Below are 21,854 nucleotides of genomic sequence, written 5' to 3'. Positions count from 1 at the left end.
GGAATGAGCGAGAATGGAACTGGTACTGAGAAAAAACGCAAGCTGACAATTGGTCTGTTGGTTGTATTTGTGGTGATAGGCATTCTCGCGGGAGGAGGCTACTGGTATTATACGACCCGGTATGTCGGCACTGACGATGCGCGTGTAAGCGGTACGATTGTAACTGTTAGCAGCAAGGTCACCGGCAAGGTCGCCCAATTAATGGTGGCGGAGGGGGATATGGTAAAGGCCGGACAGACAGTGGCCCGCATCGACCCGCAAGACATTCTGGCGCAGAAGGCCCAGGCCGAGGCGGCGCTCGCGGTGGCGAAAGCCAACTATGAGCAGCTTGTGAACGGTACCCGTCCGCAGGAAATCCAGCAGGCCCGGGCGTTCGCCGATCAAGCCAAGGCCAATCTGGACAATGCGACAGTTAATTATGAGCGGATGGACAGGTTATACGCTGACGGGGCGATCAGCGCCTCCCAGCGGGATAATGCCCAAACGGCTTACCAAGTAACCAAAGAGGCGTATAAGGCTGCCAGCCAGGCGCTGGACCTGGCGATAACCGGTGCCCGTGAGGAAACTATACGGGCGGCTGAGTTCCAGGTAAAGCAGGCTGAGGCTGCCCTGGCAGTACATAATCTGACTTATGGTGATACCACTATCATTTCCCCGGTTGACGGGGTGGTGGCTCTTAAGTCGGCCAATGTCGGAGAAGTGGTGGTCATGGGGCAGCCGCTGTTCAACGTTGTCAACATCAAGGATCTGTGGGTCAATGCCCGGATTGAAGAGACCTACATCGGTAAGCTCAAAGTTGGTCAATTGGTGCAATATACCATAGACGGATACCCGGGCCGGACATTTAGCGGTAAGATCTATGAAATCGGCAACACTGCGACTTCGGTGTTTGCCCTCATTCCTACCGAGAATGCGTCGAATAATTACACCAAGGTTACTCAACGCATTCCGATTAAGATCAGTCTGCCCGAAAATCCAGATGTTGTTTTCCGCCCCGGAATGTCGGTGATCGTCAAAGTCCATTTGGACTGACGGGGGTGGCAGTGTGAATATTCCTCGCTTGGCACTCTCTGAGGCGCGTTACCGCTGGTGGGCGCTGGGTGTCATTAGCATCGGCGGATTCATGAGTATTTTAGATACCAGCATTGTCAATATTGCCATCCCCAAGATGATGGCGGTTTTTTCTGTTAATTCGGAGGATGCCCAGTGGATATTGACCGCTTATATGCTGACCATGGGCGTGCTGCAGCCGGTAACCGGCTACTTTTGTGATGCCTTCGGGACACGACGCATGTATTTGATTAGCCTGATGGTGTTTACCGTGGGATCATTACTCTGCGGTATGGCCTGGAGTAATGAGTCGATGATTATTTTTAGGGTGATCCAGGCCATCGGCGGCGGGACAATCATTCCGGTCACCATGACCATCGTATATCGGATTTTCCCGATTCAGGAAAGAAACATGGCCATCGGTATCTGGGGTATATCGGCTATGGTAGCACCGGCGGTCGGCCCGACACTGAGCGGTTACCTGGTGGAGTACTGGGACTGGCGGCTGATTTTTACCATCAATATTCCAGTGGGAATCATCGGCTATCTTGCTGCGGCACTGGTGCTGCAGGAAACGCCGGTACAGCGCGGGAACAAATTTGATCTGGGTGGGTTTGTTACGTCCGCCGTAGGGCTGTTTTGCCTGCTGTTGGCACTGAGCAAAGGCGTGGAGGAAGGCTGGACGTCAGCCTATATTCTCAGTTTGCTCTACATCGCTGTTGCCAGTCTGACCTTGTTTGTCGTGATCGAACTGAATCACGAACAGCCAATTATCGATTTGCGGTTATTGACTGACTGGAATTTTTTCTTTAGCTCGGTGGTTAACTTCATGGGGTATGGCGCACTATTTAGTACTATTTTCCTCTTTCCGCTTTATTTCGAGAATGTGCGGGATTATTCGGCAATGCAGTCAGGTATTCTTATGCTGCCTTCGGCTGTCGCCTCCGGCCTGGTCATGCCGCTAGCGGCCGCCTTGGCCGACCGGTTTGGCGCAAAGCCGGTGGTCATCACCGGCATCGGTTTCGTGATTGTCAGTATGGTACCCTTTATGTATCTGGACATGGATACCACATATCTAACGATTACCATCGGCATGATTCTACGCGGCATCGGCTTCGGACTGTTTCTCATGACGGTGACGGTGCTGGGCATGAACTCAGTGCCCTTGGCCAAGATCAGCCGGGCAAGTTCTCTTAGCAATACTGTTCGTCAGCTGGCCGGTTCTTTTGGCATAGCGATAATGTCGACACTCATGCAAAACAGGGGAATCTACCATCTGGCCCACAATGCCGAAAACATCAACGTGACATCCATTGCCACAAAGAATACTCTGGTGGGAATGGAAAAACTGCTCAGGGAGGCGGGGACTCCTCCGGGAGCAATCCAGCATATGTTTACCTATCTTGATAATGTGTGGCTGCAAGCCGGCTATTCCCCGGGCATTGTTCAGCATAAGGCTATGGCAATGATCAGCGGCTTAGTACAGCGCCAGTCGGTCATCTTCGCTTTTGACGATGTTTTTGTTGTTCTACTGGTGGCCTGTATTTTTATGGTGATTCCTGCCGTATTATTACGGAGCGGCAAAGTGAAACCGAAGGCTGTGTCAAAATAAATTTATGCTGTCTTATGAGGGTTACCATTCATTCCTTTTTTCTTATAAACCAGAGAAATTTGGTAATACTACTAAATAAATATACAAAATTAGGAGGAAGAGAATGGTTGCACTAAAGGACAGCGTTACCAAGGAGAACCTTTTACGGGCTTTTGCCGGTGAATGCCAAGCGTGGCGGCGCTACGAATTTGCCGCAGGACAGTCAAAAAAACAAAACCTTCAGGTCTTATACTGGCTTTTCCATTACACCGGTAATCAGGAAAAGGAACATGCTGAGGTATTCTATAATCACTTAAAAGAGTTCCATGGGCAGGAAATCTCACTGACTGCCAACTATCCTATCGATAATTCGGATAACATCCTGGAGCTTTTGCAGCTGTCTGCCAAGCACGAAGCTGCCGAGTATGAGACGATTTATAAATCTTTTGGCGACAAGGCTAAAGAGGAAGGATTTTCCAATATAGCAAACTCTTTTTACCTGATCGCAGAGATTGAAAAAGTACATAGCCAGCGTTTTGCTCAGTATGCACAGCTGATGCAAACCAATAAACTATTTGAAAACGGAACTCCCACCGAATATATCTGCCTAAACTGTGGCCATATCCATAAAGGTACCGGAGCACCGCAAATCTGTCCGGCTTGCAATCATAATCAGGGATTTTTTGTCCGCCGGGACGATTCGCCATTTGGAAAATAAAAGCGTTACTTCATATCATGCGGCCCTTCCTGTCCAATACAGGGAAGGCCGTATTTTCCGTTTTTGTCCATCAGTGCGGCAATCACCGGCCCTCTTATTAGTACCTTTGTGCATAATTATCCCGAATGATATGCCATATAAAACGGTAGTCTAATCTGGCGAACTGCGGGTGAACAGAATGTCATTGCCAGCTGGTCAGCTATGAAAAAGCGAGCTTGACGAAGCCCGAGAGAGCCAGCGTGACAGGCGGCAATCCAGAATGCCGGATTCCCGGCTGAGGGTCTCAGGCTGCTTGACTGAACCTGACAGGAGATTTGTAAAGGGCAGGCATTATCGGTATAATAAACATCAATACGAATCTAGTGTGCACCCTGCTACCGCCCGGCGGGCGGACAAATTGCAGAAATTGGCTAAGCGGCAGGGATGCTGACAGGAGAGGGAGTCGCCAAGGCAACTCCCTCTTTTGAACTTGAGGTGTAGTTTGAAAACTTGTAATAAAAGGCTTTTATAAAAAGAGGAGGTGAACCAATTCTCCCTGAATATAGGGAGAGTTTGGGCTTTATTGGATACAACATTGGTTGTATGGAATATTTTTCTGGTTATGTTTTTAGTGCTGCTAAACGGCTTTTTTGTTGCTGCAGAATTCGCCATGGTAAAGGTACGCAGTACACGTATTGATACGCTGCTGCAGGAAGGGAATACACGGGCGAAATATGCGAAACGGTTAGTTGATAATCTGGATGCCTATTTATCGGCCTGTCAGCTTGGAATTACCCTGGCATCGCTAGGCTTAGGCTGGATTGGCGAACCGGCGATCGCCCGTTTGATTGAGCCGGTGCTGGCAGACTTCGGCTTATCGGGAGCAATAATTCACACTATTGCCTTTGCTATTGCCTTTTCGATCATCACTGCGTTGCATATTATTCTGGGTGAATTGGCGCCGAAGTCGCTGGCTATTCAAAAGGCCGACAGTGTAGCCATCTGGACGTCGGTGCCGCTCATCGCATTTTATAAGTTGATGTTTCCGATAATTTGGGTATTAAATAGTATTGCCAACCGGATTTTACGGGCAGTAGGCATTGAAGTGGCAAGTGAGCATGAAGCTGCCCATACGGAGGAAGAAATCCGAATTTTGATGGAAGAAAGCCATCAGCAGGGATATATTAATCAGACAGAACTTACGTATGTCGATAATATTTTTGATTTTGCCGAAAGGCATGTGAATGAAGTTATGATCCCCCGCACCGATATGGTTTGTCTTTATGCCGAGGACCCATTTGCCGTCAACCTGGAAAAGGCTTTGGACGAGCAACTTACCCGTTATCCGGTTTGTGACCCGGATAAAGACAATATTATCGGTTTTGTTCATATCAAGGATTTGCTGGCGGCGCTGGCTAAGGGCGAGACTCCTGCGTTAAGGGAAATAACACGAAATATTATGGCTATACCGGAAACGATGCCGATCAGTAGCTTGCTCAAGCTGATGCAAAAGAATCAGGCGCAAATTGCGCTTGTGATTGATGAATATGGCGGTACAGCCGGTTTGGTGACGGTCGAGGATATTCTGGAGGAAATTGTCGGTGAAATCCAGGATGAGTTTGATGAAGAGCGGCCGGTTGTCGAGATGCGGGCGGATAATGTTCATTCAGTGGATGGGCGTTTGCTCATTGACGAAGTTAATGAAGTGTTTGAAATGGACTTGGATACAGGGGTTGTTGATACGATTGGCGGTTGGATGACGGTTCGAGTAGAGATGCCGCCTCGGATTGGTCAGCAGGTCGATTATGACGAATATGCGTTCGTAGTTGAGGAAGTGGATAACATGCGGATTACCCGGGTGCTGGTGCGTAAGCTTGCTGCTGAGGCGGAATTGACAGATTAATCCGTGACAGAGCCGGAAGGCTATGAGACGGCAATAAGCAACACAGCTGCAGGGTTAAAATCTTGAAAATACAATATGGCAATAGGTTGTTGGAGCGTGCCACAAATACTGTTTTAAAAAACGTTTTGTGACACGTTCGTTTTTTGTGAATTCTTGATCGTTCAGAACCTGTACATCCTCGTCACGGATCAGCAAATCTTTCGTCAGAGTGCCGTTGATGGTTTTGAGGAAGGCATTGCGGTAGCCGGTGTAAATCTTTGCTGCCGCAGAACGATTGGCGGCTTCAATTTTCATAGTTGCTTGTATTTGAACAGTATGCCTTATATAATTACGATACAGGAGGATGTATAACCAAAGTTGGAGAAGATATTCTCTGCCAGTTAGAATATACGGGGAAACTTAAGCAGAGACAACATATGCTTTAATGTTCTGGGGGGAATATATCTGAACGTTTTTAAGATGGTTACTCAGGCGGAGAGGGGTAACCCTTTACGCGATTTAAATCCAAGAAATATGGCAGCAGGAATTGTTACTTCATTATTAGCCATCGCCGGTCCGCCAGCCATTATTTTAGAGGCGGCGGTGAATGGGAATTTTTCAACCTATCAAACGATACTCTGGTTTTTTGCGATATATGTTGGCGGTGGGATTTTTGGTATTATTTTGCCGCTGCGCTATCGCATGCCGATCGTAGGGGCTCATTCCATTACCGGAGTAGCCTTTTTAGCCACAGTTACCAGTCAATTTACTTATTCGGAGCTTATCGGCGCTTATCTTTTATCCGGTTTATTAATACTGGCGGTAGGGACGTTGGGTACTTTTTCTAAATTATTGGATTATGTTCCCAAAGAGATTATTTCAGCGATGCTGGCCGGAATGGTTACTAAATATATGATAAATTTTATTGTGTCTACCAGCCAATTCCTGTTGGTTGGCGGCGGTGCCTTACTGGCTTTTTTGTTTTTCAGCAAAGCCAATACGCGAATTCCGCCGATATTAGCAGCAATTATAACCGGGAGCATCCTCTTGCTTTTGTCCCATAATTTTGGCAATACAGGAATGGCGACCGATTTTATATTTCCCCAAGCTCAAGTTCCGGAGTTTGGCTTGGCTAGTTTCCTCTCGGTTGCGGTTCCCTTGGCATTACTTATTTTAAGCAATGATTGCGCTGTGGGGCTTGGAGCTTTAGAGCAAAATGATTATCATCCCCCGGTTAATCGAATTGTTACTTTGAGTGGTATCTTTTCAGTTATTGCCGGTATTTTTGGCGGTCAGTCTGCGAATATCGGAGGAATGATGACTGCGATCTGTGCTGCTGAAGAAGCAGGTCCAAAGAAAGCGCGTTATATGGGGGCAGTTGTTTCCGGCAGCATTATTCTTATTTTTGGATTGTTTGCGTGGAAGTTTGTTCCCTGGATTCAGGCTTTGCCGAGTGCTTTTATTGGAATCCTGGGTGGTTTTGCCTTGCTTGGCGTCTATATAAACAGCCTGCAAATTAGTTTTTCCCGGCCATCGATGAAACTTAGTGTAACTTTTGCCTTTATGATTGCTCTGGCTAATATTACAATTTTAAATATTAGCGCTCCGGTATGGTCATTGCTTGCCGGGACTATCATTGCCCGGTATGTTGAAAAGAGTTGAAGATAACTATAAACAAGTCAGGGTGAGTTAATGTTGAATTCGAATCCGTTTTTTCAGCAAGTGTACGCCGTTGTTGGGCAAATACCTTACGGCAAAGTGGTATCCTATGGCCAGATCGCCCGGATGCTGGGACGCCCCCGCGCGGCGCGGGTGGTTGGCTGGGCTATGCGTTGTTGCCCGGATCATTTGCCGTGGCAGCGGGTTGTTATGGCAGATGGTTCCATTACAGGCGGCATGTATGCAAATATCCGCAAGGCTCTTTTGGAAGCCGAAGGTGTGCCTTTCCTAATGGACGGCCGCGTTGATATGAAGTCATGCAGTTGGTCTGGATGAACTATTAATCCATTTTCGCACTGCAAATATTTATAGAAAAAAGGTGTATGTAAGTGATATTAGTTTTGTTTGAAGTTAAAGTTAAAAAGAGTTATATGGATGAGTATCTTGCCTTAGCTGCTGATCTTAAAAATGAGCTTGTAAAAAGTGAAGGATTCATACGTGCAGAGCGTTTCGCCAGTCTTGTAAATGAAGGAAAACTGCTTAGTCTGTCTGTTTGGGAAAACGAGGAAGCGGTAAGTAAATGGCGCAATCAAACAGAACATCGTATGAGTCAGCGACAGGGATATGCTTTAATGTTTGAAAGCTATACTATTACAGTTGCGTCTCAACTTCGCAGTTATAGCAATAGCGAACGGTCAGATGCTCCGGCAGATTCCAATAGGTTACTTAGCCAGTAAATTTGGAATGTGAGACGATAGATAGAAAACTATTTTCTAGGGACTATAGTAGGAATTATTTATATATGTCAAAACGCTCAATCAGCCATTTTAGCTGTGATGAGCGTTTTTTTTTATATAGCAAGCAATTATAACGTTATTTTCCAGGGAAAAAATATTGACAAATCACTAAGGTACCTTTATTATATATTTAAGGTACCTTAGTAAAATACAAGGAGAGATAAGTATGGAAAAAGAAAATATCAGTTTAACTGAAAGATTCATCATGCTTAGTCGTTTATTCATGCAAAAGCACCATCAGATGGGGGCCAGCCATCTTCATGATCCTTATCGCGGGCAAGGCCGAATTCTGTCTTTGCTCAAGATGCAACCGGAAATGAGCCAAAAGAAACTCGCGTATTTACTTGGCATACGACCACAATCTTTGGGAGAATTATTGACTAAACTGGAACAAAATGGTTATATCACCCGCACACCCTCAGCTGAAGACAAGCGCGCCATGGATATCAAGTTAACAGATGAAGGGGCAGAGGTGGCTGCAGAGAATGAACAGCGGCGTGCCCAAAAACTCGCAGCAGACGAAATGTTCCAAAGCTTGAACAAAGAGGAACAAGAAATTTTGGCTGGGTATCTAGACCGTATTATTGCAACGTTAAAAGAAACACTTGGCGGCGAACAACCTGATTTTCACGGACATGGGCCGCACGCGCATGGTTTTGCAGGCCGTCATATGGGGTTTGGCAGGCGTGGTAGAGAAGATTTCTAAAATACGAATTAGCTCATGAAGGTTTTACTAAACAATAAAAAGGTTAGAACTGGAAAAAGCTTATGAACTCTTAATTACTAAGGATTCATAGGCTTTTTTACTCAGTAGACCCTAAATTTGCTTTCTTTTTCGGAAAGATAAGTTCAGGTTTTTTCTTTTATCGAGGGTGCAAACAAAATGATACTATTAAGGATGGTACTGTGGTGGCTGATGCTATCCCTGGATTTAGGCCTGCCTGCTAATTAAAGGCCTGCAGTTGCTTTAGGTTCTATTCCAAACATGAGGTCTAATAAGTGAATACCATTTTTTTCGCCAAGATTGATGCCTTTTATACAGGCAGTGCAATAACAGACAACTTCGTGGGAGTTAATTTTATCGCAGTGTTTTTTCATTAATGCTGCCTGTTCCTCTTCTGTATGCGAAATAAAAAGGTCTTCAGCATTTTCAATGAAGCGATTTGGGGCAAAGTCTCCATTTTGTTTAGGCAGCGGCTCATAGAGTGAAACTCCGCAAAATCTTGTTTTATTGTAGTTTTCATCTAATTCTTCAATATCAATGTTCATTCTTTGTAAGATTCTGCGGACTGCTTTTTGTTGAGCGGCATTGTCATAGCTACGCCAGCAATCCTGCAGAGCCATTTTCCGGTGGCCGTAATCTGGAAAAGGGAAGTGTTTGTTTTCTGCTAATAACTCCCAAACAGAAATTATTTTTTCCGCGGCAGAATCTTCCAGGCAAAATGCAGAACAGGTATTACTCTTTTCTTTCATTGCTGGTTTCAACTGCTGAAATATAAATAGCAATTAAATAAAATATAAGCATTTCCATTTTTCATTTCCTCCTCATAATACTTTGTTCTTGATTAAAGTATAGTCCTGCTGCATTGAACTGTGAAATTGGCAATCGTTATTGAATCAATAAGGTTTTCTTAGCAAGCAGATTCACATTACCCAGCAGGAGAAAGCAGTTGGATTTAGAAGAATATAATGAATTATGTCCATCATAGTTTTACAATGGCAAAACTGACAGGCTAATGGGACAAAGAGGTGAAATATGGACATTCAGCTTTTCCAGACTTTTTTGATGGTCGCAAAACTTGGCAACATGACCCAAGCGGCAGAACAATTGAACTTTACCCAGCCAACGGTTACTGGGCAGATACGCGCGTTAGAGCAAGCCTTTGGCGTCATGCTATTTGACCGGGTCGGGAAAAAACTGTTTATTACTGATGCTGGACGGGAATTGATTGCTTACGCGGAAAAGCTATTGGCGATCTATGATGAGGCTCACAAGGCATTAAGCGCTCATCCGGGGAATATCAAAATTGGCATTTCGACAACCACAGTTAATTATATTTTGGCGCCCTATCTCCAGACCTTTCAACAACAAGTACCCCATTGCTCAGTTACTATGGAAATGTGCTCTCATGCAGCCACTGTTCCAAAAGGCATTGCGGAAAATCGCTTTGATTTGGGAATTATTCAAAAAGAACTGTCGTTGGATTATCTCACTGGATTTGAAGTCTTCAAAGAGCAATTGGTTTGGGTTGTACATCCAAAGGTTGCTGAAAAATTCAAGCACAGCACTGACATTTTGGAATATCCTCTGTTGGGCTATAAAGCAGGGGGATTGTTTCGCTCGTTATATGACAAAACGCTTGGGTGTAAAAAAAATGAACCATCCATTGTTTACAACGATGCGGAAGCCATGAAAAACTCTATTTTACAGGGATTGGGTTGTGGCGCCTTGCCGCTAAATCTGGTCAAAAACCTGCTTGCAGACGGCTCGTTAATTGAGTTTACTAATGTTCCCCGGCCGGAGTTTAGTGTCTGGGTCGTATATCACAGGGAAAAGAAATTGTCGCGAGCTGCAATGAAGCTGATTGATATTCTGAAAGGCGAAGAGAGCGGCACGACAGAATAACGGTACATAGAGAACACAATAATACATCTAGAGCAGCCGTCTTCCTGATATAAAAGCCTGCCGTATTTTTACGGCAGGCTTTTATATTATATGGACAACATTTTCACTGGAAAGGGGCTCAATTCTGTACAGTATATCTGAAAATAAATAAGTTTATCAAAATGTTAGCCGCGGGAACCATTTGTAGCCGATCGCATAATATATTCTACCGGTATATCGATTAGAGCTGGCCTGCAGGTTCAAATATTTAATAAGGAGTGTTGTGTTTATTTAAATACTTATCATCAAGGTAATTCCTTGCAAAGACAAAATTTCATATCAATTGAGGAGGTTCGTAATCAATGAAAATAAAAACAATCTGGGTATTGGTGCTCCTGCTTATTACTGGGCTATTTACAGCCGCTTGCGGTTCAGATGGTCAACGGTCAGCCCAGTCTGTTCACGCTAAACCTCATATCGTTACAACAACTACGATGTTAACCGATTTGGTGCAAGTCATTGGCGGTGACTATGTGACTGTGGAAGGGTTGATGGGAGCAGGTATCGACCCTCATCTGTACAAACCAAGCGCCGGGGATGTTAATAAAATGAGCAAAGCCCGTTTAATTATTTATAATGGTCTGCATTTAGAGGGGAAGATGAGCGATGTGTTTGCACAAATGCAGAAGGCGGGAGTTGCTACGCTGGCGGTAGGTGAAACGCTTGACAAGTCCAGATTGCTTGAATCTGAAGAGTTTGACGGAAACTACGATCCGCATATCTGGTTTGATGTACAAAACTGGATGTTGGCTGTGGCAAAAGTAAAAGAAGCCTTAATTGCTTTGGAACCGGCTCATAAAGAGCAGTTTGAGCAAAATGCCGCCGCATATATTAGCAAACTGAACGCGCTACATAGTTATGTGCAGGCGCAAGCGAAACGGGTGCCGGAACAGTCCCGGGTGTTAATTACCGCACATGATGCGTTTAACTATTTTGGCAGGGCTTACGGTTTTGAAGTTAAAGGCTTGCAGGGCATCAGCACGGCAGCGGAAGCCGGTACTGCCGATGTGCGGGAGTTGGCCGACTTTATTGTACAAAACAAAATTGCGGCAATCTTTGTAGAGACTTCTGTTCCTAAAAAAACCATTGAAGCTTTGCAGGAAGCAGTAAAGGCGCGTGGGTTTCAGGTCCAAATCGGCGGTGAATTATTCTCCGACTCATTAGGAGAATCAGGCACTCCGACAGGTACTTATACCGGAACGATTGAGCACAACATTAATACCATAGTTAAGGCATTATTAGCGGAATAGGAGGTCCTATGCAAGAGGCAGCGTTAAAAATAGAAGATTTAACAGTCGCCTATCAGGAGCGGCCGGTTATCTGGAATGTCAACCTGGAAATACCTTCGGGAATTTTGATGGCAATTGTGGGGCCTAATGGTGCGGGAAAATCAACTTTGATTAAAACTGCACTCGGGCTGGTTCGTTCGGCGGCAGGGAGAATCTCCTTTTGGAACAAACCGTACCAGGAACAACGGAAAAAAGTCAGCTATGTACCGCAACGGGGCAGTGTTGACTGGGATTTTCCCACCAGTGTATTTGATGTCACTCTAATGGGGCGCTATGGTTCTTTAGGCTGGCTGCGCCGTCCGCGGGACTATGACCGGCAATTGGCAATGCGCGCACTGGAGCAGGTTGGCATGGAAAGTTTTGCTGAGCGGCAAATAAGTCAATTATCCGGGGGCCAGCAACAACGCGTTTTTTTAGCCAGAGCATTAGCACAGGATGCGGAAATTTACTTTATGGATGAACCCTTTCAAGGCGTAGATGCCAAAACAGAGAAAACGATTGTAAAATTGCTGCAGAAGCTGCGGACTGAAGGGAAAACTGTTGTGGTGGTGCACCATGATTTGCAGACTGTGCCGGAATACTTTGACTGGGTCACACTGCTAAATGTCAAACTGATTGCCAGCGGCACCATTGAGGATGTATTTACCGACGACCTCATTAAATTAACTTATCGGTCTTAGTATATCCCAAAGTTTCCCACGCCTAAAAAAGTTTCCCGGTGTAAATCAGGGAACAGGATATTTCAGCAAGGAGCGCGCAGCGCCCTGCATTCAGGCAGGCTGCCCGCTCTCTTGCTGAACTTACGGTTCAAGAAGATAAGAATGGAAGTGATACTATGACATTACCCGCCATACTGACCCTGGATTATACTTTTGTGACGGTGGCCCTGGGGTCAGCCATATTCGGATTGCTAAGCGGCACTCTGGGAGTTTATGAGGTGCTGCGTAAACGCAGTTTAATTGGCGACGCGATTTCCCATGCAGCTTTACCGGGGATTTGTCTGGCGTTTATTTTGACCAATACCAAAACAACCTCCCTGCTGTTAATTGGCGCTTTGGTGTCAGGCTGGCTGGCTGCGTTGGCCGTATTAGCCGTTTCACGTTATACCAAGGTGAAATATGACACTTCCCTGGGAATGACTTTATCAGTCTTCTTTGGCTTTGGCCTGGTCCTGCTTACTTATATTCAGAAAACGCCCAACGCGAATCAGGCCGGTTTAGAAAAATTTCTTTTCGGTCAGGCGGCGACCCTGCTAAGCCGTGATATCCAGATGATGGCGGGTATAGCCGCTATTGTGCTCCTATTGGTGCTGCTTTTTTGGAAAGAATTCAAGATTTTGTGCTTTGACTATGAATATGCTGCAAGTCTTGGATTTTCTGTAAAGCTGTTAGATGTTTTTTTGACAGGGCTGGTGGTGTTGTCAATTGTCATTGGCTTGCAGAGTGTCGGGGTGGTATTGATGAGCGCTATGTTGATCTCGCCGGCGGTTGCCGCCAGGCAATGGACAGATCGCTTGTCTGTTATGACTTTGTTGTCGGCATTGTTCGGTGCAGCCGCCGGCATCGTCGGGACGATGCTCAGTTCGCTGGGGTCCCGGGTGCCTACAGGGCCGGTCATTATTATCGTGGTGACCTGTATTGTAATCATTTCCCTGCTGGCAGCTCCTAGGCGGGGCTGGTTATGGCGCAAATTCGCAGAAACCGGCAAGCGGCTGCAAGCAAACTCCAATACCGGAAACTTAGCAAAAGGAGAGAATTCGTATGAACCAGGCGCAATTGGAAATATTGAATATTGCCATTGTAACCGCTGCCGCTTGTTCCCTGCCAGGTGTATTCCTGATTTTAAGAAAAATGGCGATGATGAGTGATGCTATCAGCCATACTATCTTATTAGGAATTGTTATCGCTTTCTTTATCACGCATGACTTGAACTCGCCTTTGTTACTCATCGGTGCAGCTTTGATGGGGCTTGTGACCGTATTTTTGGTCGAATTTATTCAAAAGGTCCAAAAAATTAGTGAAGATGCATCCATTGGCTTGGTATTTCCCCTGTTATTTAGTATTGGTGTGTTGCTCATCAGTCGCTATGCCGGTGACGTTCATTTAGACACAGACGCTGTATTACTAGGGGAGCTGGCGTTTGCCCCGTTTGACCGGTTAGTTGTAAATAATGTTGATATCGGACCTAAATCACTCTATGTTATGGCCTGCATCCTTAGCCTCAATCTCGGCTATATCGGTTTGTTTTACAAAGAATTGAAACTGGTTACCTTTGATCCAATACTGGCAGGTGTTCTGGGAATTTCGCCGGCCATAGTCCATTATTCTTTGATGACAATGGTCTCGGTAACCGCGGTAGGAGCTTTTAATGCGGTTGGCGCAATCTTAGTGGTTGCATTAATGGTTGGACCGCCGGCTACCGCCTATTTTATCACAGAGAAACTACAGCATATGATCTTAGCCAGCGTGTTTTTCGGTATCCTTAGTGCGGTGACCGGTTATGCGGCATCTTTTTGGCTGGATGTCTCGATTGCCGGTTCCATGGCAACAATGACTGGGTTGATTTTTTTTACCGTAGTAATGACAGCGCCCCGGAAGGGGATTATTGCGGTAATCCGGCAGTCTTGTCAACAAAAATATGAATTTGCCGGTCTGGCGTTGCTCATTCATCTATTAACCCTTGAAGCTAGGAAACCAGGGGGCGGGCAAGGGCAGGCAGATGACCTTGTCAATCAACTTCAATGGCAGGCGTCTTTCTTTCACAAGGTGCTTGACCGGCTGGTTATAAACCAATACGCTGCATTACAGGCAAATGAGATACGAATTACGGCCGAAGGCAGGAGTTATGTGCAGCAAAGTAAATTATACCGCCAGCTATCCGGCTATGAGGTTTAGAAGGGGGTTAAGTATTAGTTGTCAAGGTCGATAGCCGGCGTGGCTTTGGGCAGTGTTTGGCGAAACTCGGTAAAAGCCTGTAAAAAAGCCGGTTGACTTTCTAAAAACAACAAAAAGATTCCGATAGTTTTCAGAAGTTCCAAACTGACATGATGTTCCAGCATTTCGGTGTCCTGGAGCAAGGTGCCTGTCAGTCCCAGTTTTTCTAAAAAATCTTTCAGCATATTATGACGCTGCAAAAGGAACTTGCCCATAGTAGTTCCCTTTTCAGTCAACTGTATAATTCCATAGGGACGATAAATAAGGAAGTCTAATTCTGCCAGCTTTTGTACAATTTTCGTCACTGAAGACGAGCGGACATTAAGCTGATCGGCAAGCTGGTTCATCCGGACATGACCTTCTTTTACACAGTTACGATAAATCATTTCCAGATAATCTTCCATACTTGGCGTTAAAGCCTGCTGTTGCTGAATGAGTAGTTGATAGCCGCGGAAGGTGTGGAAATCACTTTTCATAACACCACTTCCCAATTCTTATACTAATAATAAACCCTTAGACCGGAAAGACAGCTTTAGATAAAGAAAGTAAAACATTAAGTCATTGGAAAAAGTATATTCAGTATTGATTTTATGCGGATTATCGGTGAATATTCTATCAAGCCGCTCGCTTAGGGAGTGGCTTGGTTTCATAAAAAACCACGTCAGGTTTGAGCCCCAAAAACAGGGGATTTGAATTACCTTATTTTACCTGAATAATGAAGAATATTTCAATTAATAATAATCGTGAAATATATGGAAAGGAGTGTTAGCTTTGGCACAATTAAATCAAATGGATCTTCAACACTTACGACACATGATTGGCGGTCATGAAACGGTGGCCAATAAACTGGAAGCATATGCTCAGCAGTGCACTGATGCACAGCTTAAGCAAATGTTTCAAACCGATGCAGCGGCAGCCAGAAACGCGAAACAGAAACTTATGTCATTTTTACAATAGGGAGGCAAGCTAAATCATGAATGATAAAGATATGCTTAATGATTATTTAGCCATGATAAAAAGCAGTTTAGCAACCTATGCTAATGTAATTGCTGAAACAGGCGACTCTCAATTGCGTTCAACCTTTCAACAAATGCGAAACCAGGATGAACAGCGGCAGTATCAAATCGCTCAAACTGCTATGCAAAAGGGATATTACAAGCCGGCTGCTCCTGCTGCACCAAATGATATCCAGCAAGTAAAATCGGAGTTAACAAGTTCATCTTCGTAAAATAGTGCCTAGTAAAGTAATTAACCCGCAGCATGAAGCTGCGGGTTAATTACTTTATGGCTGGATAATACATAGGTTAATCGCCTTATAATCAAGCATCGTTTTTCTTATCAATATATAGATTACCCTCAGGAGTAAACATTGCCAGCATCACATCTTCAACATTTTTGATGCCTAGGCTGAGCAACTGGAGCTCTAGTTTTTGCAGTGTTAAGCCGCTTTTGGCTAACCCCTGTTCGATGACTTTCCCGTCAATTATAACCTCTGTACCGGTTAGACGGCTTACTGGGGTCTGGCCGCCGGGGTTATTTAAGTCTTTCATTGCCGGGCTTTGATATTCCGGTTTTTTTAATACACTAAGCTGGCCGTCTGATTCAATTAGCGCTTTCTCGACTTGATTGGGGTCGAATATCTCTTTTTCCCGGAGCATTTCCAGAAGATCATTGATATTATAGTAGCGCTTTTGTAGATTGCCTTCTAAGATTTTACCCCCGTTGATAACCAGAAGCGGTTCGGCTTCAATCATTTTGCGGGCGGGAATGAATTTTAGCGACAACACATTCATGGTCAAAGCCCATAATGTTGCAACAACCAGAGCAATTATCCCCTCACGAATACTGAATCCGTCTGTGATGATTGCAGCACCAATATTACCGAGAATTAGGCCGACGACAAAATCATAAAAAGTTAACTCAGATAGAGTTCTTCTCCCCAAAATCCTCGTAATAATAAGCAGAGTGAGCAAAGTAATTAATGTTCGAATAATTAGTTCAAAATCAGTTGCCAAATTCCCGTCCTCCCCCGAAGTATTATCAGGCCATGGTTGTAGGCCCGACCATCTTATTCTATCCGTTAGCCGCTCATGTTATCAGCCAGGTAGCTTACTTCCGAGAATAGCAAGTACCAATTGTGGAAAAATTGAAACAAAGGATTTTGTTTAAGGAGGCTTTACAATGACCGGGGTAGAAATTGACATGGTTGTTTCCGACAGCCTGAAAGCATTGGAATTATACGAAAAAGTATTTGATCTCCAGCGTGTTGAGGTTACGAATTTCCCCAAAGGTGAAAATGAAGTCATTTTTACACTGTATGAAGTACGCTTTCATATGTTGGATGAAAACCCGACCTTCGGCTTGAAAGCGCCAACCCTGGATAACCCTCAATCAATATGGTTTAATATCCTCGTTCCTGATATCAAGTCAACCTTTGCAAAGGCTATCAGCGCGGGCTGTACAGAGCTTCAGCCAGTGACTGAACTGCCTGATTACGGAGTGACCAATGCTATATTTCTCGACGCTTTCGGCTATCAATGGCTGCTGCATCAAGTGCATAAAGCAGTAAGTTTTGAAGAACGCAGACGGTTATGGGAGGAAAAAAGGAATAGTTTTGCAGAAAATTCATACCAATAAAGGATTGACATTTTTTCCCTGAGCCTGTTATAATAAAAAAAATAAAAGTTTGGGGCGATGGAGTTCGCCCGAATCCTGGCTGGCCAGGTGATGACTCCTACCGTAAAGCGGTAGGAGTTTTTATTTTCCAGTATTAGAGGAAAGAAGGGAGCATCATGCTGTCACTGACTGACGTCTGGGCTCGGCAACTGATCGCCTGGGAGGAGATACCCGGACTGTTTCGGCCGTTTGTACCTGCTGATCGGCTGCCGCCGTATCTTATTTATTCGCCACCCGATGGCTGGGGTAGTTGCAAGGTGAACGCCCGGTTAACTATGCTGTGTGATAAAAAAATCAGCGTATTGGAAAATACCGTAGATGGTGTCCAGGTCAGTGAATGGCTGCTTGACGACCTGGACTATGTGGAGCAAGGGGCAGTGCATTTATATTCCTGGCTGCGGCTAAGTGGAGTGGCGGTCGGCAGGCCGGCAGTAGTGCAGGTAGAGTATAATGCGGTGGCGGCGGCGTTATTTACGCAGGTGGTGCAGGCTGTGCGCCAGACGTGGGGTGGGGCGAGCCGAGAGGTCCGGGGGGAGGGACAGGAAGCCCTGGAAAGTTTAGCAGCAATTGATTATAGGTTTTTGAATTATGCTAAAGAATGTGTTTTACCGGGAGAGAGGGTATTCACCACAGTATATCAACCAGAGCTCACTATACCGCGCTTTCTGTTTTCCCGTCGTCGGCTGACGGCAGCCTATGTGTGCGTACTGACCGACAGGGAACTGATCTTCGTGAGTGATGCTGGCAGCGGCGGGAGTATGGGGCGGTACGGAGTGGTACGCCGTTATATTCCACTGGCGAAAATCAAGGAATGGCAACTGGAGCCGGCGACATGGGATAAAACCGGAGTTTGGCAATTGAAACTGCCCGGAGAGTGCATAGCCATACATTTCTCGGCTCCAGCGCAATCCTCCCTGTTGGTTCTTGCCGCTCTGCTGGATGAAATCAGGGGTGGATGAACGGTACACTGATGGGGAAAAACAGTATTGACAGCGCCAAGGAGGCGCAAAGGGGCGAATGATATGACGGAATGGGAGCAATTGTATGCCTGTCTGGCTGAACTGGAGGGAGAATGCGGCGACCTGCTCCGCGGACAGGAGGGGTATCAGCCGGGGCAGGAAATGCTGTTAATGGCCAAAATGGCCAATTTGTATGCACTGCTATTCGTGCTGGAGTGCCGTGACTGCCTGGAAGCCGTTAAGCCGGTGGCAAGAGAGAGTCAAGCAGTGGATAGCAAGTAAATTAACGCCGGATACGTTTGAAAATTCTGCCTTCATTGCCGTTTCTAATCGATTCTTAAGCCAATTTAGTATATACTGATAGCAGGGATGATATTTCAAGGAATAGGAGAAGTGCTATGAATAGATTCGGTGATATGAAAGCCCGTTTTTCAGGTATTCATGACCTGATGAAATTCAGGGTCACGGAAATACTGTTGATATCTACTGCATACGACGCATATGTCCTTGAGGAAGATGGCATGTTAATCGAGCAGATTTACCATCATTTCAATGATTTGAGTATTCCTTTTATTCCCAGGATTCATTGGGTAGCTGACGGGGAGGATGCTTGGGAAGAATTAAAATTAAGGCCCATCCATTTGATCATTACCATGTCCCGCATAAGCGATATGAGTTCATTTGAGGTTGAGACAAAAATTCACGAAGCTTACCCAAACATCCCGATTGTTATGCTTTCTTATGACCGGCTCACTCCGGAAATAATTGCCCGGATTCGGGCAATTTCTTGTATAGACAGGGTCTTCCACTGGTCGGGAGATAATAAAGTTCTGGTTGCCATTATTAAATACATCGAAGACAAGCAAAACGTGGAAGCTGACAGTAAGCTGGGTGTTCAGGCCATCCTTTTGGTGGATGATTCTCCGGCATATTACTCGCAAATATTGCCTACTATTTATACGGAAATTTTGACGCAGACCCGCTACCTGGTGCTGCATGCCATGAATATAAAGCATGGTTTGCTCAGGGTACGGCTGCGGCCGAAAATCCTTCTCGCGGAAACCTATGAAGAAGCAATGGAAATTATCAGCAAGTATCGCCATAATTTGCTGGGGATAATTTCTGATGTGAGGTTTCCTAAGAATGGGATACTGCATCCCCAGGCTGGTATTGAATTAAACAAAATCGTGCGGGAGAACATTCCTGACCTGCCGTTTTTATTACAGTCCGAGGAAGCGGAAAATGCCGCCAAGGCCGAAGCCCTGCGTTTGGATTTTCTCAATAAAAACTCGCCCAAACTGCTGCAGAATATACGTACATACATTCTGGAAAATTATGGTTTCGGCTCTTTTGTATTTAAGTATCCTGATGGCAGAGTCATTGATAAGGCAACTGACATCACCAACCTGGAAAGGATCATCCGTGATTTGCCGGATGCAAGCCTTTACTATCATGCGAAGAAAAATGACTTTTCACGCTGGTTCCGTGCCCGGGCCGAAGTCGAGGTGGCGGATAGACTGAGATTCGTGGATACAGAGAATGTATCCAGTGCCGCTGATATTCGAGCCTATATCCTGAAAGTGCTGAATGGTTATTTTCAAAAATATCAATCCGGACTGGTTCTTGCTTTTGAAGGGCTTTCCAAAAAAGATATGGAGAATGCCTTTATAAAACTGGGAACAGGTTCTTTAGGCGGGAAGGCCAGAGGGGTCGCTTTCATGAATGGCATGATTGCCAAAGCCCAATTGGCAGATAAGTACGAAGATATGAAAATCAAGGTGCCTCGTTCGTTTGTTATTGGCAGTGATGCTTTTGAAAAATTTATTGAAGAAAATAAACTGTATTCCTTTCTGGCTACTGGCCCGACAGAAGCGGAGATAGCGCAAAAATTTACGGCAAGCCCTTTACCGGCTGGTACGAAGGAAAATCTGCTTGTCCTGACCCAATATATCAAATGTCCGCTTGCGGTTCGTTCGTCAAGCATCCTGGAGGATTCGCGGATACTGCCTTTTGCCGGTATCTACAATACCTATGTGGTGCCAAACTGTCACGCTGACCCCGAAATTCGGGTTAAGCAGCTTGAAGATGCGGTTAAGCTGGTCTATGCCTCGGTGTTTTATGCAGCTCCTGTACAATACGCCAAGAATGCGGATATCCGGATCGAAGAAGAGAAAATGGCTGTTCTGATTCAGGAATTGGTTGGAGAACATTATGGTGATCACTATTATCCAGCCATTTCCGGTGTGGCTCAATCCTATAACTTTTATCCTTTTGATCCGCTGAAGCCGGAAGATGGAATCGTAAGTCTGGCCTTGGGATTAGGCAAAGCTATTGTTGAAGGTGAGCGGGTATACCGGTTTTCTCCGGCTTATCCTAAGCTTAATCCTCTTGTTTCAGGCCCTAAGGAGTATCTGGAAAAATCGCAGCATGCGTTTTATGCGATAAATTTTAAGGATTCCGCCGACATTACGCTCAGGGCCGATGAAGATTATATTTATAAGAAGCTGTTGATTTCTCAGGCTCATAAAGATCAGTCACTCGAGTATATTGGCAGCACCTATTCGGTAGAAAATGACTGTATCTATGACAACATATATCAACAAGGGCCAAAGCTGGTGACATTTGCACCCATTCTCAAGTATAATAGGCTGCCATTGAGGCAAATTATTAAAGACTTGCTGGGGTTGGGGAAACAGTCGTTTGGCACCGATGTGGAAATCGAATTTGCTGTCAATATTCCTAAGGATAAAAGCAAACCCAAGGAGTTTAATTTCCTGCAAATCAGGCCGATGGTGGTCGGCAGGGAAGCTTTTGAAGTTAATATGGATGAACCGGAGGCATTCTGGTGTTTCAGTCACCACACCATTGGCAACGGCAGTTACCAAAATATTCACGATATCATTTTTGTGGATCCGGCAGATTTTAATTTGCAGGACAGTGTTCAAATTGCTAATGAGATTGGTGAGTTAAACCAGGTGCTGATCAGGGAAGGACGCCGGTGCATTCTCGTTGGCTTTGGCAGAATGGGAACAGCAGACCGCTGGTTAGGAATTCCTTTGACCTGGGAGCAAATGTCCCGGGCTATGATCATCGTGGAAGTCGATCTGAAAAACCTTCGTCCGGAACCTTCACTTGGCAGTCATTTTTTTCATAATCTGACAGCCACCGGCATGGGATATTTCCACATTCAGTACAATAATCAAGCTGCCGGGATGCTTGACTGGGAATGGCTGCTCAACCAGCCTGTACTGCAGCAAACCAAATTTGTCAAGCTGGTTAGGAGGCAGGAGCCATTTAGGGCAAAAATTGACGGGAGAAGCTTTAAAGGTATTATTTACAAATAAGCCTGGCTTCCCAGGGCAAAGAAGATTATACTCCTGCAAAAGTAGTAATAAAAAAATGCGAAATATTTTTGATGTTTCCTGTAGAATTACAATATTGCTTTTGCAGGCAACAAAAATAGCAGTATTCATCGAATAATTCAGCGATGAATACTGCAAATATTGTTGTTGTTCAGAATTGACCTGATTTTGTTTGCTGGAAAGAAACGTAGTCTTTCAACGGTGGATTTAGAGAGGAGCATCTGAGCGAAAATTCTGTTAAATTATGTGTACAAAATCCAAACCAGAGTAGTATAATATAAGTACAGAGAATTG

At 45.1% G+C, this 21,854-nt stretch carries 23 protein-coding genes and 1 riboswitch; of the genes, 19 read left to right on the top strand and 4 right to left on the bottom strand.

Features of this window, described 5'->3' with window-relative positions; genetic code table 11:
* Window positions 1–3: 3 nt before the first annotated feature.
* The 4 genes from GT1_RS12295 (at window position 4) to GT1_RS12280 (ending at window position 5,241) form a co-directional block, all read left to right on the top strand.
* On the top strand, window positions 4–1,032 hold the full coding sequence (locus tag GT1_RS12295) for an HlyD family secretion protein (RefSeq protein ID WP_188398961.1): 1,029 nt from the start codon (window positions 4–6) through the stop codon (window positions 1,030–1,032).
* A 13-nt stretch (window positions 1,033–1,045) separates the two neighbouring features.
* On the top strand, window positions 1,046–2,662 hold the full coding sequence (locus GT1_RS12290; RefSeq protein WP_188398959.1) for a DHA2 family efflux MFS transporter permease subunit: 1,617 nt from the start codon (window positions 1,046–1,048) through the stop codon (window positions 2,660–2,662).
* A gap of 103 nt (window positions 2,663–2,765) precedes the next feature.
* Window positions 2,766–3,359, top strand: coding sequence for a rubrerythrin family protein (locus tag GT1_RS12285; RefSeq protein ID WP_188398957.1), 594 nt, complete (start codon window positions 2,766–2,768; stop codon window positions 3,357–3,359).
* 601 nt (window positions 3,360–3,960) lie between these two features.
* Entirely contained in the window at window positions 3,961–5,241 is a 1,281-nt protein-coding gene (locus tag GT1_RS12280; protein WP_188399019.1) for a hemolysin family protein, read from the top strand.
* Window positions 5,242–5,295: 54 nt separating this feature from the next.
* Here GT1_RS12280 and GT1_RS12275 read toward each other — a convergent pair whose 3' ends face one another.
* Entirely contained in the window at window positions 5,296–5,535 is a 240-nt protein-coding gene (locus GT1_RS12275; RefSeq protein ID WP_188398955.1) for a hypothetical protein, read from the bottom strand.
* A 165-nt stretch (window positions 5,536–5,700) separates the two neighbouring features.
* Between GT1_RS12275 and GT1_RS12270 the strand changes: the two genes are divergently transcribed.
* From GT1_RS12270 to GT1_RS12255, 4 genes are all read left to right on the top strand, one after another.
* Window positions 5,701–6,882, top strand: a complete 1,182-nt coding sequence (locus GT1_RS12270; protein ID WP_188398953.1) for a benzoate/H(+) symporter BenE family transporter — start codon at window positions 5,701–5,703, stop codon at window positions 6,880–6,882.
* Window positions 6,883–6,912: 30 nt separating this feature from the next.
* Window positions 6,913–7,215 (top strand): MGMT family protein, encoded by a 303-nt coding sequence (locus GT1_RS12265; protein ID WP_188398951.1) that lies wholly within the window; start codon window positions 6,913–6,915, stop codon window positions 7,213–7,215.
* Between the two features lie 53 nt (window positions 7,216–7,268).
* Window positions 7,269–7,616, top strand: a complete 348-nt coding sequence (locus GT1_RS12260; protein WP_188398949.1) for an antibiotic biosynthesis monooxygenase — start codon at window positions 7,269–7,271, stop codon at window positions 7,614–7,616.
* Window positions 7,617–7,842: 226 nt separating this feature from the next.
* Window positions 7,843–8,382, top strand: coding sequence for a MarR family winged helix-turn-helix transcriptional regulator (locus tag GT1_RS12255; protein WP_188398947.1), 540 nt, complete (start codon window positions 7,843–7,845; stop codon window positions 8,380–8,382).
* 242 nt (window positions 8,383–8,624) lie between these two features.
* On the opposite strand, the gene GT1_RS12250 is transcribed toward GT1_RS12255, so the two are convergent.
* Window positions 8,625–9,182 carry a hypothetical protein gene (locus GT1_RS12250; protein ID WP_188398945.1) on the bottom strand — a complete coding sequence of 186 codons (558 nt, stop codon included), beginning with the start codon at window positions 9,180–9,182 and terminating at the stop codon, window positions 8,625–8,627.
* 250 nt (window positions 9,183–9,432) lie between these two features.
* Here GT1_RS12250 and GT1_RS12245 point away from each other — a divergent pair, with 250 nt between their 5' ends.
* From GT1_RS12245 to GT1_RS12225, 5 genes are all read left to right on the top strand, one after another.
* On the top strand, window positions 9,433–10,302 hold the full coding sequence (locus tag GT1_RS12245) for a LysR family transcriptional regulator (protein ID WP_188398944.1): 870 nt from the start codon (window positions 9,433–9,435) through the stop codon (window positions 10,300–10,302).
* A 341-nt stretch (window positions 10,303–10,643) separates the two neighbouring features.
* The gene (locus tag GT1_RS12240) at window positions 10,644–11,591 is read left to right on the top strand and encodes a metal ABC transporter solute-binding protein, Zn/Mn family (protein WP_188398943.1); all 948 of its coding nucleotides are present in this window, start codon (window positions 10,644–10,646) and stop codon (window positions 11,589–11,591) included.
* An 8-nt stretch (window positions 11,592–11,599) separates the two neighbouring features.
* Window positions 11,600–12,310, top strand: a complete 711-nt coding sequence (locus GT1_RS12235; RefSeq protein ID WP_188398942.1) for a metal ABC transporter ATP-binding protein — start codon at window positions 11,600–11,602, stop codon at window positions 12,308–12,310.
* 155 nt (window positions 12,311–12,465) lie between these two features.
* On the top strand, window positions 12,466–13,497 hold the full coding sequence (locus GT1_RS12230) for a metal ABC transporter permease (protein ID WP_188398941.1): 1,032 nt from the start codon (window positions 12,466–12,468) through the stop codon (window positions 13,495–13,497).
* Window positions 13,391–14,524, top strand: coding sequence for a metal ABC transporter permease (locus GT1_RS12225; RefSeq protein ID WP_188398940.1), 1,134 nt, complete (start codon window positions 13,391–13,393; stop codon window positions 14,522–14,524). The genes GT1_RS12230 and GT1_RS12225 overlap by 107 nt, the downstream gene beginning before the upstream one ends.
* A gap of 14 nt (window positions 14,525–14,538) precedes the next feature.
* On the opposite strand, the gene GT1_RS12220 is transcribed toward GT1_RS12225, so the two are convergent.
* Entirely contained in the window at window positions 14,539–15,039 is a 501-nt protein-coding gene (locus GT1_RS12220; RefSeq protein WP_188398939.1) for an iron dependent repressor, metal binding and dimerization domain protein, read from the bottom strand.
* Between the two features lie 295 nt (window positions 15,040–15,334).
* Here GT1_RS12220 and GT1_RS12215 point away from each other — a divergent pair, with 295 nt between their 5' ends.
* Window positions 15,335–15,520 (top strand): hypothetical protein, encoded by a 186-nt coding sequence (locus GT1_RS12215; protein WP_188398938.1) that lies wholly within the window; start codon window positions 15,335–15,337, stop codon window positions 15,518–15,520.
* 16 nt (window positions 15,521–15,536) lie between these two features.
* Entirely contained in the window at window positions 15,537–15,791 is a 255-nt protein-coding gene (locus GT1_RS12210; protein ID WP_188398937.1) for a spore coat protein, read from the top strand.
* Between the two features lie 91 nt (window positions 15,792–15,882).
* Here GT1_RS12210 and GT1_RS12205 read toward each other — a convergent pair whose 3' ends face one another.
* On the bottom strand, window positions 15,883–16,578 hold the full coding sequence (locus tag GT1_RS12205; RefSeq protein WP_188398936.1) for a DUF421 domain-containing protein: 696 nt from the start codon (window positions 16,576–16,578) through the stop codon (window positions 15,883–15,885).
* A gap of 166 nt (window positions 16,579–16,744) precedes the next feature.
* Here GT1_RS12205 and GT1_RS12200 point away from each other — a divergent pair, with 166 nt between their 5' ends.
* The 4 genes from GT1_RS12200 (at window position 16,745) to GT1_RS12185 (ending at window position 21,542) form a co-directional block, all read left to right on the top strand.
* Entirely contained in the window at window positions 16,745–17,200 is a 456-nt protein-coding gene (locus GT1_RS12200; protein ID WP_188398935.1) for a VOC family protein, read from the top strand.
* A 44-nt stretch (window positions 17,201–17,244) separates the two neighbouring features.
* Window positions 17,245–17,307: riboswitch (Fluoride riboswitch) on the top strand.
* Between the two features lie 48 nt (window positions 17,308–17,355).
* Complete coding sequence (locus GT1_RS12195) at window positions 17,356–18,198, top strand: hypothetical protein (protein ID WP_188398934.1); 843 nt, start codon at window positions 17,356–17,358, stop codon at window positions 18,196–18,198.
* A 63-nt stretch (window positions 18,199–18,261) separates the two neighbouring features.
* A complete protein-coding gene (locus GT1_RS12190) occupies window positions 18,262–18,480 on the top strand; it encodes a hypothetical protein (protein ID WP_188398933.1) in 219 nt (72 codons plus the stop codon).
* Between the two features lie 116 nt (window positions 18,481–18,596).
* Window positions 18,597–21,542 carry a DUF5752 family protein gene (locus GT1_RS12185; protein WP_188398932.1) on the top strand — a complete coding sequence of 982 codons (2,946 nt, stop codon included), beginning with the start codon at window positions 18,597–18,599 and terminating at the stop codon, window positions 21,540–21,542.
* The last annotated feature ends 312 nt before the right edge of the window (window positions 21,543–21,854 follow it).

Origin of the sequence: Sporomusa sp. GT1 (assembly GCF_014634905.1) — a bacterium.
In the GTDB taxonomy this organism is placed as follows: domain Bacteria; phylum Bacillota; class Negativicutes; order Sporomusales; family Sporomusaceae; genus Sporomusa; species Sporomusa sphaeroides.
This window is presented reverse-complemented; position numbering and strand designations above follow the sequence as displayed.